The organism is Pseudomonas sp. PDM10 (assembly GCF_014852295.1).
Lineage (GTDB): Bacteria > Pseudomonadota > Gammaproteobacteria > Pseudomonadales > Pseudomonadaceae > Aquipseudomonas.
Genome location: NZ_JACVBJ010000001.1, coordinates 987,511 through 1,003,685, shown reverse-complemented (window position 1 = coordinate 1,003,685; position 16,175 = coordinate 987,511). Strand labels below are relative to the sequence as shown.

The 16,175-nt window shown below is 59.2% G+C and carries 9 protein-coding genes and 1 other RNA gene; 3 read left to right on the top strand and 7 right to left on the bottom strand.

Translation table 11 applies throughout. The features are described from left to right. Positions 1-25: 25 nt before the first annotated feature. Complete coding sequence (locus IB252_RS04680; protein WP_192407092.1) at positions 26-1,726, bottom strand: putative bifunctional diguanylate cyclase/phosphodiesterase; 1,701 nt, start codon at positions 1,724-1,726, stop codon at positions 26-28. Between the two features lie 283 nt (positions 1,727-2,009). Between IB252_RS04680 and IB252_RS04675 the strand changes: the two genes are divergently transcribed. Further along, entirely contained in the window at positions 2,010-2,324 is a 315-nt protein-coding gene (locus IB252_RS04675) for a helix-turn-helix domain-containing protein (RefSeq protein ID WP_008146799.1), read from the top strand. 182 nt (positions 2,325-2,506) lie between these two features. On the opposite strand, the gene ffs is transcribed toward IB252_RS04675, so the two are convergent. From ffs to IB252_RS04645, 6 genes are all read right to left on the bottom strand, one after another. Continuing rightward, positions 2,507-2,603, bottom strand: an RNA gene (gene ffs / locus IB252_RS04670) — signal recognition particle sRNA small type. Between the two features lie 146 nt (positions 2,604-2,749). Beyond that, complete coding sequence (locus IB252_RS04665; RefSeq protein ID WP_192407090.1) at positions 2,750-3,916, bottom strand: putative zinc-binding metallopeptidase; 1,167 nt, start codon at positions 3,914-3,916, stop codon at positions 2,750-2,752. A gap of 236 nt (positions 3,917-4,152) precedes the next feature. Continuing rightward, a complete protein-coding gene (ligA, locus tag IB252_RS04660) occupies positions 4,153-6,510 on the bottom strand; it encodes an NAD-dependent DNA ligase LigA (protein WP_192407088.1) in 2,358 nt (785 codons plus the stop codon). 233 nt (positions 6,511-6,743) lie between these two features. Further along, on the bottom strand, positions 6,744-7,598 hold the full coding sequence (zipA, locus tag IB252_RS04655) for a cell division protein ZipA (RefSeq protein WP_111450622.1): 855 nt from the start codon (positions 7,596-7,598) through the stop codon (positions 6,744-6,746). A gap of 258 nt (positions 7,599-7,856) precedes the next feature. Beyond that, positions 7,857-11,345 (bottom strand): chromosome segregation protein SMC, encoded by a 3,489-nt coding sequence (gene smc / locus IB252_RS04650; protein WP_192407085.1) that lies wholly within the window; start codon positions 11,343-11,345, stop codon positions 7,857-7,859. Between the two features lie 2 nt (positions 11,346-11,347). Further along, entirely contained in the window at positions 11,348-12,007 is a 660-nt protein-coding gene (locus tag IB252_RS04645) for a GntR family transcriptional regulator (RefSeq protein WP_192407083.1), read from the bottom strand. A 267-nt stretch (positions 12,008-12,274) separates the two neighbouring features. Between IB252_RS04645 and xdhA the strand changes: the two genes are divergently transcribed. Beyond that, positions 12,275-13,729: a xanthine dehydrogenase small subunit gene (xdhA, locus tag IB252_RS04640; protein ID WP_192407081.1), complete on the top strand. Its 1,455-nt coding sequence runs from the start codon at positions 12,275-12,277 to the stop codon at positions 13,727-13,729. Continuing rightward, positions 13,722-16,121, top strand: coding sequence for a xanthine dehydrogenase molybdopterin binding subunit (xdhB, locus tag IB252_RS04635; protein ID WP_192407079.1), 2,400 nt, complete (start codon positions 13,722-13,724; stop codon positions 16,119-16,121). Before xdhA ends, xdhB begins: the two co-directional genes overlap by 8 nt. The last annotated feature ends 54 nt before the right edge of the window (positions 16,122-16,175 follow it).

The window sequence follows — 16,175 nt, the reverse complement described above, 5'->3', positions numbered from 1 at the left end:
AGGGGCCGGTGTTGATCACAAAACTTCAGCCTGCTTGATCCAGCGCCTGCCATTGCACTGGCGCGACAAACCCCGCAACCCAACCCGGTACTTCTGCGGACGGCATCGGCCGGGCAATGAAACAGCCTTGAGCAACTTCGCAACCCAGGCGCAGCAGCAATTCACCGTGCTCGATACTTTCCAGCCCTTCGGCGATCACCTGCCGGCCAAAGGCCCGAGCCAGGCCAATGACCGCCATGGTCAGGGCCAGATCATCACGATCATTAACGATGTCGCGCACGAACGACTTGTCGATCTTGATGGTTTGGGTTTGCAATCGCTTGAGGTTGCTCAGGGACGAATAACCGGTGCCGAAGCCCCCCAGTGAAAACTGCACCCCCAGCGCCTGACAGGCCTGTAAACAGGCGCTGACGTGCCGAATATTCTCAATCGCCACCGACTCGACGATTTCCAGATCGAGCATCTGCGGAGCCACCTGGGCATGCCGGGCGAGCACGTGTTTGAGCCGGCCGACAAAATCCGCGCGCTGGAAATGTCGTGCCGCAATATTAATGCTGACTGGCCAGCCCTGCCCCGCTTGCTGCCAATGGTGCAACTGCGACAGGACCTGATCCATTACCCACTCACCGATATCGATGATCAGGTCCGTTTCTTCCACCAGCGGCAAAAACTCCCGGGCCGGCATCATGCCGTGTTGCGGATGCTCCCAACGTAACAACGCCTCGAAGCCGACAACCTCCCCGCGACGCATGTTCACCTTGGGCTGGAAATGCACACGCAATTCACCGGCAGCCAGCGCCTGGCGCACTCGTTCGACCGTCTGGTGAGTGGCCTTGACCTCCTGATCCCGGGACACGTCGAACACATGAAAGCGATTGCGACCGCGTTGTTTCGCCACGTACATGGCCTGATCGGCATGACGCAGCAGGGTTTCGGCATCTTCATTGTCGAGGGGGAACAGGGTGACGCCGATACTGGCAAACACATTGACGCCCTTGCCATGCAGCGAGTACGGCGCCGAAATAGCGCCGAGCACCCGGTTCAACGCCGCACGCAGTTCCGGCAGATCCCGCACGTATCGCAACACCAGCACAAACTCGTCACCGGCCAGCCGCGCCACCACATCTTCGCCGCGAACAATGGTTCGCAAACGCTTGGCCACCTCGACCAACAGCTGATCGCCACTGGCATGCCCGTAGCCATCATTGACCGCTTTGAAGCCGTCAAGATCGAGCATGCACACCGCCAGCGGGATGTTTTCGTGACGGGAGAACTCCAGCGCCTGATCCAGCAAATCCGAGAGGAACGCGCGATTCGGCAGCCCGGTCAGCACGTCATGCCCCACCCGCCATTGCAGTGAATGCAGCAATTGGTGTTTTTCGCTGATGTCGAAACGAATCGAAAGGTACCGGTCAACCCGCCCGGTAGCGTCATCGAGCACCGGCACCATGGTGCTGTCGACCCAATACAGGCTGCCGTCCTTGGCGCGATTGCAAATCTCGCCTTTCCAGACCTTGCCCAAGGCGATGGTGCGCCACATAGCCGCGAAGAAATCGGTGGAGTGCAGACCCGAGTTGAGGAGACGATGGTTCTGCCCGAGCAGTTCTTCGCGGCTATAGCCGGACACGGCACAGAACTGATCGTTGACGTGGGTGATCCGGCCGCTCAGATCAGTCTCGGAAAAAATCGCGGCGGCATCCACGGCCCTGCGGTATTTCTCATCCATGAGTCAGGCTCGCTGTGGCTAGCGGTGATACCGCTCGACCAGTGCAGGATGCCCGGAAGAGATGTTTTTATAGGTAATGCGCAGCAACACGTTATCACTCCATGAACAGCGGTTGATGGCCTCCTGACAGCTGAGATCAACTAACCTTAAAGGCCGCAAATACCCATTTTGAGCGGAGATTCTACGAAACGCATCACATTTTGCAAAGCAAGGTGATGGATCATGCAGTTGTCTAATGCAAAAATCTATCGTTAAGTTCTTGATTCTAAATGGGAATTAAGCGATGCAAATTTCAAGTTTGGGTGCGGCCATTCGGCGCTACCGCAAGGTCGCTGGGCTTACTCAGGCTGAACTCGGTGAAAAAACCGGTTTTGACCCCAAAACCATCAGCCGCTTCGAAACCGGTACCTACACCCCCAGCGTGGAAGCCTTGTTCCTGTTTGCTGATGTGTTGGGTGTAAAGCTGAAAGCCTTTTTCGCAGATTTAGGCGATGAAGATGAACAGCGGGCGTATCTGTTCGGTGTCATACATAAAGCCACCCCGAAGGATCTGGGAAAGCTGATTGCAGCGGTTGACCAGGCCTTGTCCAAGCCTTAGTGCCAGAAATAAAAAAGGAGGCCGAGCTGTCGCATTCGACAGCTCGGCCTCCTTTTATGTGTTCGCCCTGAAAACCGGAAACGAAAAAACGCCGCCTGGACAAGATCCCTGGCAGAGCAACACGTATGTAATTTTTTAGACAGATAACGCGAGAGAGGACTCGCGGTGCGTTATGGAGGCAACCCCACCAGCCACACCCCGGCACACAATGTTCCCGCTGTGGCTGCTTCCTTCCGGATCTGACCAGGTTCACGGGTAATCGTTGCGGGGGGACCGATGGGATCACCATAACGACGTTCACCTGACGGCGAACGGCGCCATTGTACCTATCTGAGACGAAGTTACAACCGTTCGATCCAGATTAAAAATATGAATCAGGTCAAGGACATGCACAGGGAGCGAAATACCACTGTCCGTAGCAGTTGCTACAAGTCCTGCAACACCTCATCCGCCCGGCCGCCCTCTTGCTGGATCACCAGGTGGATGAAGTGCAGCTTGGCGATCACTGCCGGCGGCAGGACGAACGGATAGAAATCCGGCTGCCCCATGCTGCGCGACAACTCATTCAGCATGCCGGCCAGTTCGATCCACGCATTGACGAACGACAGGAACGCCGCGCCGCCGGGATGCTGTGGGTCGTAGAGGGTGCTTGGGGGAAACGGCTGATAGTCGAAATCCATCTCCCGGGCGCTCATTCCGAACCCCAACGCCGTATCCACTGCATCCATCATGTGCAAGTAGTGAGCCCAGGTTTCGGCCCAATCCTCCCACGGATGCATGGTCGCGTAGGCGCTGACGTAATGTTGCTGCCAGTCACGCGGTGCGCCTTGCTGGTAATGCCTCTCGAGAGCGTCGGTGTAGCTGGTGCGTTCGTCGCCGAACAGGCCGCGGAACGGTTCCAGCCATTGGCTGTTGGCGATCAACCGATCCCAGTAGTAATGCCCGACCTCATGCCGAAAATGCCCGAGCAATGTGCGATAAGGTTCGTGCATCTGCACCCGAATCTGCTCGCGATGAGCGTCGTCGGCTTCCTTGATATCGAGGGTGATCAAACCGTTGGCGTGACCGGTAGTTGGCGGCTTGCCTGCAAGGTCGACACCAATGAAATCGAAAGCCAGCCCCGTCTCTTCGTCCACGGTTTTCGGAATCACCTGCAAACCCAGGCTGACCAACTGTGCGACCAGTCGCCGCTTGGCTGTTTCGACCTTGCGCCAGCGTTCGTGGTTTTCGGCAATCGACAGGTCGGGAATGGTGTGGTTCAGGCTGCAGGCGATGCATAACGCATCGTGGTCATTGGCGGGCAATAGCCAATTGCACGCGGCCGGGGAATCGAGGTTGGCGCAGCGGCGAAAGACACCCGCTTCGGGATCGGCGTCGAGCAACCAGGTATCAGCCTGCACGCCGGGCTGCAGCGAAGACAGGCGACCCTGCTCCGGTTGATACCCCAACGCCGCCGAACACGCCAGACACTGGCTGTTGCGAAAAAACAGTGACTGCCCGCAGCGGCACTGCCAGACCTTGCTGTTGCGCGAGCTTTCGCCGATGAAGGGCGCGGCGATGCGCGCACTGAGCTGTTCGAAGAAGCGGTACATGACGATCTCTCCCTGAGGCTTGCCAAGACTAGATCATCCTGAAGACAACAATGTTCCCCCTAACATCGGTTTTGAGTGACATCACTAATTTGGCGAGGGGATTTATCCCCGTTCGGCGACGCAGTCGTCGCAAAACCGGCGTACGCAATCTGTCTGTGATAATGCAGTTGCCGGGTCTGGGGCTGCTGCGCAACCCAACGGGGATAAATCCCCTCGCCACAGGTTCAGTGTCAGTGTCAGACCGGGATGCCGTTCTTCTTCAGGAACTCGACAAACGCCTCTTCATCCAGAACCTTCAATCCCAGCTCATTAGCCTTCGTCAACTTGGAACCTGCACCCGGCCCGGCCACCACGCAATGAGTCTTGGCCGACACCGAGCCCGCCACCTTGGCACCGAGGCTTTCAAGTTTGTCCTTGGCGATGTCGCGGCTCATCAATTCCAGCGAACCGGTCAGCACCCAGGTCTGCCCGGCCAGCGGCAAGCCTTCAACGACTTTCTTCTCGCTCTGCCAGTGCATGCCGAAATCGCGCAGCTGTTTCTCGGCGGCTTCGGCAATCTGGCGATTTTGCGCAACCGCAAAGAACTCCCGAACCGAAGTGGCCTGTTTTTCCGGCAGCGCCTGGCGCATATCCAGCCAGTCGGCGCTGAAAACACCTTCAAGCGAACCAAACTTGTCCGCCAGTTTCTGCGCCCCACCCGGCCCGACCGAAGGGATGTGCAGCTTGTCGAGGAAACCACCCAGCGTAGTGCTGGCGGCAAACTCGGCGCCCAGTTCACCCTGATCCTGAATTTGCATGCCGTGTTTGAGCAGATCCTTGATCACCTGCTGGTTATGCGCATCTTCGAAGAAGCTGTGAATCTCATGAGCCACTTCCAGGCCCACGTCTGGCAAGTACGTGAGCACTTGCGGCAAGGCTTGCTGAACCCGCTCCAGAGAGCCGAGAGAACGCGCCAGCACCTTGGCCGTCTCTTCGCCGACATCGGGAATCCCGAGAGCGTAGATGAAGCGCGCCAGGCTCGGTTGCTTGCTGTCTTCGATGGCGCTGAGCAAGTTCTTGCTCGACAACTCGGCAAAGCCTTCCAGATCGACAATCTGTTCGAACGTCAGCGCGTACAAATCAGCCGGCGAACTCACCAGCCCTTCGTCCACCAGTTGCTCAACGCTCTTCTCGCCCAGGCCTTCGATGTCCATGGCGCGACGGGAGACGAAGTGAATGATTGCCTGCTTGAGTTGCGCACCGCAGGCCAGGCGACCGACGCAGCGGTACACCGCGCCTTCGCTGACGGTCTCGCGACCTTTACTGCGTTTGACCAGTTGCGTGCGCTCGACATGCGAGCCGCAGACCGGGCACTTCTCAGGAATCTGTACTGGCCGTGCGTTGTCCGGGCGGCGCTCGATGACCACTTGCACCACCTGCGGAATGACATCGCCAGCGCGGCGAATGATTACGGTATCGCCAATCATCAGGCCCAGACGCGCCACTTCGTCCATGTTGTGCAACGTCGCGTTGGCCACGGTCACACCAGCGACCTTGACCGGCTTCAAGCGCGCCACCGGCGTCACTGCACCGGTACGACCGACCTGGAATTCCACATCGAGCAATTCAGTGAGTTCTTCCATCGCCGGGAATTTGTGCGCGATCGCCCAGCGCGGTTCACGAGCACGGAAGCCCAGCTCACGCTGAGAGGCAATGCTGTTGACCTTGAACACCACACCGTCGATTTCGTAGGGCAGCGAATTTCGGCGTTCACCGATGTCGCGGTAGTAATCCAGGCATTCAGCAATGCCGTGAGCCAGTTTCAACTCATGACTGATCGGCATGCCCCAAGCCTTGAGCTGCTTGAGATTGCCGATGTGCGTATCAGCAATATCGGCCGAAATCTGGCCGATGCCGTAGCAGCAAAATTCCAACGGACGGTTGGCGGTGATCTTCGAATCCAGCTGGCGCAAACTGCCCGCCGCCGCGTTGCGCGGGTTGGCGAAGGTCTTGCCGCCGACTTCCAGCTGCGTGGCGTTGAGGCGTTCGAAACCGGCCTTGGACATGAACACTTCGCCGCGTACTTCCAGGGTCGCTGGCCAGCCCGTACCGTGCAACTTGAGCGGAATGTTGCGCACGGTACGGACGTTGACGCTGATGTCTTCGCCAGTGGTGCCGTCGCCGCGAGTCGCGCCGCGCACCAGCACGCCGTCCAGATACAACAAGCTGACCGCCAAGCCATCGAGTTTGGGTTCACAGCTGTATTCCACCGCCGCGCCGCCGCCGAACAAGTCGCCAACCGGCAGGTCGAGACCTTCGGTTACCCGGCGATCGAACTCGCGCATGTCGGTTTCTCCGAAGGCGTTGCCGAGGCTGAGCATCGGCACTTCGTGACGCACTTGTGTGAACGCCGACAGCGCCGCACTGCCGACGCGTTGGGTTGGCGAGTCGCTGGTGATCAGTTCGGGATGGGCCGCTTCGAGGGCCTTGAGCTCGTGGAACAACCGGTCGTATTCGGCGTCCGGAATGCTCGGCTCGTCCAGCACGTGGTAGCGATAGTTGTGCTGATCGAGTTCATCGCGCAGCTCTAGAATGCGGTTTTTGGCGGCGGTCATGGGTGTTCTCTCATAAAGCAAAAGAGCAGCCGAGGCTGCTCAATCTTCTAATCACGATAGCCTGCTGGCTTGCACTTTGTGGCAAGGGGGTTTACCCCCGTTGGGCTGCGAAGCAGTCGTAGATCCAGTGATCGTATTTTATCTGACACAGCGGGTTGGCTGGTTTGGGGGCTGCTTCGCAGCCCAACGGGGGCAAGCCCCCTCGCCACAAGAGCCCGCTCCAACCTCTTGAATCAGCGTTTTTGGGTCAGGGCGCGACGTTCGAATTCAACGATGCGCTGACGGTAATGCTCAATCGTCTGGGCAGTCAGTACGCTGCGCTGATCGTCTTTCAGTTCGCCGTTCAGCTCCTGGGACAGTTTGCGCGCCGCAGCCACCATCACGTCGAAGGCTTGCTTCGGATGACGCGGGCCTGGCAGACCGAGGAAGAAGCTCACTGCCGGTGTGCTGAAGTGGTCGATGTCGTCCAGATCGAAGACGCCCGGCTTGACCGCATTGGCCATCGAGAACAGGACTTCGCCATTGCCGGCCATGCTTTCGTGGCGGTGGAAGATGTCCATCTCGCCAAAACGCAGACCGCTTTCCAGAATGTTCTGCAACAGCGCCGGGCCTTTGAAGCCAGCGGCGTCGCGGCAGATCACGCTGATCACCAGCACTTCTTCGGCTTGCGGTTGTTCTTTGTCGCTGGCCGAACTCGAAGCCTTGGTGTCGTCCGGGAAATCGTCGTCCCGGCTGCTGAAGCTCGGGCCGCCGTCCAGATCCAGACTCAGGTTCATGTCGCCTTGCGAAGGCTCGCCATGGCCACGCTTGCCGCGCTTGGAACCCGACTCACGCGGCTCACGAGCAGGCATGCTCACCGACGGCAGATCGTGCTCGTCCAGTTGCGGCTCTTTATGCGTATCCAGCACACGGGGCGGGCCCAACAGCTCAGCGCTGGTGTCCTCGTCCGGTAAATTGGACAAACTTCGGTCGAGACGGAATTTCAGTTTCCCCTTGCCGCCGCGCATGCGACGCCAGCCATCAAAAAGAATACCGGCAATGACAATAATGCCGATGACGATCAGCCACTCGCGCAGACCGATTTCCATGTAATCCCGTGCCTCTATAAAAAATGCTGAAAAATAAGAGGTTTACAACTCGTAAACCGCTTTAAAACGTGGCGCCAACTCTATGTTCTGACAGGCGTTTTGCCCACGTATACGAAAAATTGACATTAAACTAGCACGACCAAAGGCAACTTTACACCGTCTGTCACAACGGCTTGCGCGAATATGTCGATTGGCCAGCAAGTCAAGGGAGGTAAATAAGTCCTACAACTCAAAAATACCTCTCCTACAAGCGCCGACTCAGGCATCCACCATCGCCATCGCCTCCTCGACATCCACTGCCACCAGACGCGAACAACCCGGCTCGTGCATCGTCACCCCCATCAGTTGCTCGGCCATTTCCATGGCGATCTTGTTGTGGGTGATATAGATGAACTGCACCGTCTGCGACATCTCTTTGACCAGCCGTGCGTAGCGTCCAACGTTAGCGTCATCCAATGGCGCGTCAACCTCATCGAGCATGCAGAACGGCGCCGGATTCAACTTGAAGATGGCAAAAACCAGAGCCAAGGCAGTCAGGGCTTTTTCGCCACCGGAGAGCAAATGGATGGTGCTGTTCTTCTTTCCTGGCGGCTGCGCCATGATCGTTACCCCTGTATCGAGTAGATCTTCGCCCGTCAGTTCCAAATAGGCGCGTCCTCCACCGAAAACTTTTGGGAAAAGGGCCTGTAAACCGCCATTGATCTGATCAAAGGTATCTTTGAAGCGGTTTCGGGTTTCCTTGTCGATCTTGCGAATCACGTTCTCGAGCGTATCCAGCGCTTCCACCAGATCGTCGTTCTGCGCATCCAGATAACGTTTACGCTCGGATTGTTGCTGGTATTCGTCAATGGCCGCCAGGTTGATCGCACCCAGACGCTGAATCCGCGCGGCAATGCGTTCGAGTTCTTCTTCGGCGTCTTTCTCGTTGGCGTCGGCCACCAGGGTGGCGAGTACGCCGTGGAGATCATAGCCGTCTTCCAGCAACTGATCTTCCAAGGTCTTGCGGCGCACGGTCAGGGCCTGCCATTCCATGCGCTGGGTTTCCATCTGCCCCCGAATCAACTGCGATTGCTGCTCGGCCTGGTTGCGACGTTTTTCCGCATCACGCAATTCTCGGTCAGCGTCTTCCAGAGCGATCTGCGCCGTCTTGAGTTCTTCGTCGACGGTCATGCGTTTGTCGAGCAGCTCTTCGAGTTTGAGGCGCAACTCTTCCAGCGGCGCCTCGCCCTCCTCCAGATTGAGGCTGAGCTGTTCGCGCTTCTCGGTCAGGCGCTCGGATTGCATTTCCAGACGTTCCAGCGCCTGACGCGTGGAGTCATGTTGCGCCTTGAGCGAACCCAGACGCACCGCCAGTTGATGCGCGTGATCCTTGTGCTGGCGGGCTTCCTGCCGCACCCGATCAAGTCGCTCGCGCAAGCTGTCGCGCTGAGCCAGCAGCAGCTCGCGCTGCTCGGTGTCCAGCGCCATGCTGTCGAGGGCTTCCTGCAATTGCAGACGCGCCTCGCCGATATTCTCGTGTTCCAGAGCGCGTTGCTCAGCCAATTCGGTGAGCTCTTCGTCCAGGCGTGTGCGGCGCAGGGTCAGTTGTTCGGCCTTGGCTTTGCCGGCGGACAACTGGGCTTTCAACTCACCTTGCTGACGCGCTTCGTCTTGCAGCAGACGGCGCAAATGTTCGCGACCGTTTTCCTGCTGACGCTGCTGCGCCCTGAGATTCTGAAGATGGGTTTCCAGGGTTTCAACTGTGGCTTCGCGCTCTTCGCGTTCGAGGCCCAGACGCTGGATTTCCTGACCGCGAGCGAGCACACCGCTTTCGGCTTCGCTGGCGCGACGTACGCGTAAAAAGTGCCGACCGACCCAGTAACCATCGCGGCTGATCAGACTCTGGCCGGCGGTCAATTGATTACGCAGGGCCAACGCCTGTTCGAGGCTGTCGACCGGTTTAACCTGCCCCAGCCATGGCGCCAGATCGATCTGCGCTTCAACTTTATCGAGCAAGCTGCCGGGCACGCGCACACCATCGGAGGCCGGGCTGAGCAAGCGCAAATCGCCCTGGGCAAAACCGGCCAGATCGAAATCGCCAAAGTCATCTACCAGTACCGCCTGCAGGTCGGCGCCGAGCACGGTTTCCACTGCCAGCTCCCAACCGGCTTCGACTTTCAGGCCTTCAGCCAGTCGCGGACGGTCGGCCAAATGTTGTTCGCGCAGCCATTCAGCGGTGCCGGTGCCGGGATCGAGTGCGGCTTGTTGCAAGGCCTCAAGGGAGGCGAGGCGACCGTTCAGACGCTGCAAATCACCTTGGGCCTGTTGCTGCGCCGTCAGCGCGTGCTGCAATTCCTGACGCAGTTGTTCAAGCTTTTCGACCTGAGCTTGTTCACTGGTCTGCAAATCCTCAAGTGTCGCTTCGGATTCAGCGAGCTGCTCGCTGAGTTCCATGATCGCCGCGTCTTCCGGGTCTGCCGAGAGCAACGCGCGCTCCTCGCCCAGCCGCTTCTGACGATCGGCCAGGCGCTCCATGCTCGTTTCCAGCTGCTGGATGCGCGACTGCTGAACTTCGGACTGGCGACGCGGTTCGGCGGCCGTCAGGTTGAAGGTGTCCCATTGCTCCTGCCAGGCGTGCATGGTGGTTTCGGATTCTTCCAGCGCAGCGGCAGCCTCTTCGGCGGCGGCGCTGGTGACTTCCTGTTCGGGGGTGAGCATGTCCAGCTCTTCGCCCAGGGTCAGCAGCAACGTACGGTCGTGACCCAGGTGCGACTCGGTTTCCAGACGCGCACGCTCGGCTTCTTTCAGATCGTCCTGCAGCTGACGTAGGCGTTGCTGACCATGCTGGATACTCTGCTCGACCCGGGCGATGTCGCCGCCGACCGAATAGAAGCGCCCCTGCACCAGATTGAAGCGCTCGGACAGGTCGTGGTGCCCGTCCCGCAAGCGTTCGATAGCCGCATCGGCGTTGCGCTGCTCGGCCACCAGCGCTTCGAAGGTGACTTCCTGATTGCCGATGATCGCTTCGCGCTGACCGACCTGTTCATTCAACGCCTGCCAGCGCAGGGCCGACAGTTGGGCCTTGAGCTGACGTTCCTCGCCCTTGTATTCCTGATACTTCTTGGCAGCCTCGGCCTGGCGGTACAAGCGTTCAAGCTGACGCTCGAGTTCTTCGCGCAGGTCGGTCAGGCGGGCCAGGTTTTCGTGGGTGCGGCGAATGCGGTTTTCGGTCTCGCGCCGGCGCTCCTTGTACTTGGAGATACCCGCGGCTTCTTCAATGAAGTTGCGCAGGTCTTCAGGCTTTGACTCGATCAGCTTGGAGATCATCCCCTGCTCGATAATCGAGTAGCTGCGCGGGCCCAGGCCGGTGCCGAGGAAGATATCCGTGATATCGCGGCGGCGGCATTTGGTGCCGTTGAGGTAGTAAGTGGTCTGGCTGTCGCGGGTCACTTTGCGGCGAATGGAAATTTCCGCGTAGGCCGCGTATTCGCCAAGCAGGGTGCCGTCGGAGTTATCGAAGACCAGCTCGATGCTGGCCTGGCTCACCGGTTTACGGCTGGTCGAGCCGTTGAAGATGACGTCGGTCATCGACTCGCCGCGCAGGTTCTTGGCCGAACTCTCGCCCATCACCCAGCGGACGGCGTCGATGATGTTCGACTTGCCGCAACCATTGGGCCCGACCACCGCCGCCATGTTACTGGGGAAGTTCACCGTGGTCGGGTCGACGAAGGATTTGAACCCCGCCAGCTTGATGCACTTTAACCGCACGCTCAGGCGTCCGTCAGGGCAGAAACCACCAGATCACTGCTGCGCTGGGCATACGCCGTCAGCACAATGCGGATCTGCGGAAAATCACGGGCCAGCACAGCGGCGAGCAAGCGTTCGAACAATTCGAGGAACTCGCTCATCGAGGCCTTGCGCTGTTCTAGGGCGAGGAAATACGCGCGGCTCATGGCCGGCTGCAGATTCTCGACGGTTTCCTGCAAGTACGGGTTGTTGGCGAACGGGTACGCGGCGCGCATCACACTGAAGCTGTCGTCGACAAAGGTGCGAATGTCCTGGCGCTCGTAGCTGGCGGTCAGGCGCTGCTGGATTTGCACGAACGGCGCCATGTCGGCCTGGACTTGCCAGCCACTGGCCACAGCATTGCCCAGCAGGATGTAAAGCTCGCTCATCAGCGTGCACAGGCTCTGGACCTTGTGGGCCGTGAGCTCGGTCACATGGGCGCCACGTCGCGGCAGGATCGCGATCAGGTGGCGGCGCTCGAGGATCAGCAAGGCTTCACGGACCGAACCGCGGCTGACATTGAGGGCCAGCGTGACCTTCTGTTCCTGGATGCGCTCCCCGGGCTTCATTTCGCCACGAATGATGCGTTCGGCGAGGTGGTGAGCAATTTGCTCGGCGAGGCTATCCGGCGCCTTGAACGTCATGGTTGTCCCTTCAAACTCTTCGATCTGCACAAGCGGCGCAGTGTACCGCACATAAAGGGTCATGGCGGAGTGCCCACTCAGCGGTTTTTGGCACGAATCCAGCAAAAAGCAGGCTATCCCGAGAGGGTCAATAATGAAGGAACGAGTCGTTGATCGACAAAATGCTATTTCCTGACCTTTAAGTCAGAAAATCATTGACCGCAAAGTCAGACCTGATAAATTCGGTTCAAGTCGGTTAACAACAATAATGAGTCTGCGAGGCCTTCCGTGATCCAGTTTTTACTTAACCAGGAACTCCGTAGCGAGCACGCCCTGGACCCAAACCTGACCGTGCTCAATTATCTGCGCGACCATGTGGGCAAACCCGGCACCAAAGAAGGCTGTGCCAGCGGTGACTGCGGCGCCTGCACCGTGGTGGTTGGCGAGCTGCAAACGGATGACGATGGCCGCGAACACATTCGCTATCGCAGCCTCAACTCGTGCCTGACGTTCGTTTCGTCACTGCACGGCAAACAATTGATCAGTGTCGAAGACCTCAAGCACCAAGGCGAGCTGCACAGCGTGCAGAAAGCCATGGTCGAGTGCCACGGCTCGCAATGCGGTTTTTGCACACCCGGCTTCGTCATGTCGCTGTTCGCGCTGCAAAAGAACAGCGATCAACCGGATGCTCATAAAGCTCACGAAGCGCTGGCCGGCAACCTCTGCCGTTGCACCGGCTACCGGCCGATTCTGGCGGCTGCCGAACAATCCTGCTGCGGCAAGCAAACGGACCAGTTCGACGCCCGTGAGGCCGACACCATCGCTCGCCTGAAGGCCATCGCCCCTACCGATATCGGCGAACTCAACAGTGGCGACAAACGCTGCCTGGTGCCGCTGACCGTTGCCGATCTGGCTGACCTGTATGACGCTTATCCACAGGCTCGCCTGCTGGCCGGCGGCACGGATCTGGCGCTGGAAGTCACGCAGTTCCACCGCACCCTGCCGGTGATGATCTACGTCGGCAACGTCGCCGAGATGAAGCGCATCGAACGCTTTGACGATCGCCTGGAAATCGGTGCCGCCACCGCCCTCTCCGATTGCTACGAGGCCTTGAAAGCCGAGTACCCGGACTTCGGCGAATTGCTGCAACGCTTTGCTTCCCTGCAGATCCGCAACCAGGGCACCCTCGGCGGCAACATCGGCAATGCCTCGCCGATCGGTGACTCCCCGCCCCTGTTGATTGCGCTCGGCGCGCAGATCGTTTTGTGCAAAGGCGAAACCCGCCGCACGATGGCGCTGGAAGATTACTTCATCGATTACCGGGTCACCGCGCGTCAGGAAAGCGAGTTCATCGAAAAGATCATCGTGCCGCGTGCCAGCGCCGAACAACTGTTCCGCGCCTACAAAGTCTCCAAGCGTCTGGACGATGACATTTCCGCCGTCTGCGCCGCGTTCAACTTGCGCATCGACAACGGTGTAATCGCCGACGCCCGCGTCGCCTTCGGCGGCATGGCCGCAATCCCGAAACGCGCCAAGACCTGCGAAGCCGTATTGCTCGGTGCCACCTGGAACAACGACACCGTCGAACGCGCCTGCGCCGCACTGGCCGAAGATTTCACGCCGCTCTCGGACTTCCGCGCCAGTAAGGAATACCGCCTGCTCAGCGCCCAGAACCTGTTGCGTAAATACTTCATCGAACTGCAAACACCGCACATCGAGACTCGGGTGACCGCTTATGTCTAATCATCACGCTGTAGAGAAGACCCAAGCCGAATTGGCTGAACTGTTCGCCAAGGAACTGACCACCGGTGTCGGCCGCAGCGTCAAGCACGACAGCGCCGCCAAGCACGTGTCCGGTGAAGCGCAATACATCGACGACCGGCTGGAATTTCCGAACCAGTTGCATGTTTACGCACGCCTGTCGGACCGCGCTCACGCGAAAATCATCAGCATCGACACCCAGCCTTGCTACGCCTTTGAAGGCGTGCGCATCGCCATCACTCACAAAGACGTGCCGGGCCTGAAAGACATCGGCCCATTGCTGCCGGGTGACCCGCTGCTGGCCATCGACGACGTGCAATTCGTCGGTCAACCGGTGCTCGCTGTTGCGGCGAAGGATCTGGAAACCGCGCGTAAAGCCGCGATGGCCGCGATCATCGAATACGAAGATCTCGAGCCGGTGCTGGACGTGGTTGAAGCACTTCGAAAACGCCACTTTGTGCTCGACAGCCACACCCATCAGCGCGGTGATTCGGCCGGCGCCCTGGCCACCGCCGAGCATCGTATCCAGGGCACGTTGCACATCGGCGGCCAGGAACACTTCTATCTGGAAACCCAGATCTCTTCGGTGATGCCGACCGAAGACGGCGGCATGATCGTCTACTGCTCGACCCAGAACCCCACCGAAGTGCAGAAGCTCGTCGCCGAAGTGCTCGATGTGTCGATGAACAAAATCGTCGTCGACATGCGCCGCATGGGCGGTGGTTTCGGCGGCAAGGAAACCCAGGCCGCGAGCCCGGCGTGCCTATGCGCAGTGATTGCGCACCTCACCGGCCAGCCGACCAAAATGCGCCTGCCGCGCGTCGAAGACATGCTGATGACCGGCAAGCGTCACCCGTTCTACATCGAATACGACGTGGGCTTCGACAGCACCGGCCGGCTGCACGGCATTGCCCTGGAACTGGCCGGTAACTGCGGTTGCTCGCCGGACCTCTCGGCGTCGATTGTCGACCGTGCGATGTTCCACGCTGACAACTCGTACTACCTGGGCGACGCGACCATCAATGGTCATCGCTGCAAAACCAACACCGCGTCGAACACCGCTTACCGTGGTTTCGGTGGCCCGCAAGGCATGGTCGCTATCGAAGAAGTGATGGACGCCATCGCCCGCCATCTGGCCCTCGACCCGCTGGCGGTGCGCAAGGCCAACTACTACGGCAAGACCGAGCGCAACGTCACCCATTACTACCAGACCGTCGAGCACAACATGCTCGAGGAAATGACCGCCGAACTGGAAGAAAGCAGCCAGTACGCCGAGCGCCGCGAAGCGATTCGTCGCTACAACGCCAACAGCCCGATCCTGAAAAAAGGCCTGGCATTGACCCCGGTGAAATTCGGTATTTCCTTCACCGCCAGCTTCCTCAACCAGGCCGGTGCGCTGATCCACGTCTACACCGATGGCAGCATCCACCTGAACCATGGCGGCACCGAAATGGGTCAGGGTTTGAATACCAAAGTCGCGCAGGTCGTGGCTGAAGTGTTCCAGGTGGAAATGGACCGCGTGCAGATCACCGCGACCAACACCGACAAGGTGCCAAACACCTCGCCGACCGCCGCTTCCAGTGGCGCCGACCTTAATGGTAAAGCCGCACAGAACGCGGCGGAGATCATCAAGAAACGCTTGGTTGAATTTGCCGCGCGGCAGTACAAGGTCAGCGAAGAAGACGTGGAATTCCACAACGGTCATGTACGCGTTCGCGATCACATCCTGACCTTCGAATCGCTGATCCAGCAGGCGTATTTCGCTCAGGTTTCGCTGTCGAGCACCGGGTTCTACAAGACCCCGAAAATCTTCTACGACCGCAGCCAGGCGCGGGGCCGGCCATTCTATTACTACGCCTTCGGCGCAGCGTGCTGCGAGGTGATCATCGACACCCTCACCGGCGAGTACAAAATGCTGCGCACCGACATCCTCCACGACGTCGGCGACTCGCTGAACCCGGCGATCGACATCGGTCAGGTCGAGGGTGGTTTCATCCAGGGCATGGGGTGGCTGACCATGGAAGAACTGGTGTGGAACAACAAGGGCAAACTGATGACCAACGGCCCGGCCAGCTACAAGATCCCGGCGGTGGCGGACATGCCGCTGGACCTGCGGGTGAAGCTGGTGGAAAACCGTAAAAACCCGGAAGACACGGTGTTCCACTCCAAGGCAGTGGGCGAGCCGCCGTTCATGCTCGGCATCGCTGCGTGGTGTGCGATCAAGGACGCCGTGGCCAGTCTGGGCGACTACAAGCATCAACCGAAAATCGATGCGCCGGCGACGCCGGAGCGGGTGTTGTGGGGCTGTGAGCAGATGCGGCAGTTGAAGGAGGCGAAGGCGGCTGAAACCGAAGTTGAGTTGGCTTCGCTCTGATACCGAGGCGCGGCCAATCGCCAGCAGGCTGGCTCCCACAGGATTCGCGGTAAT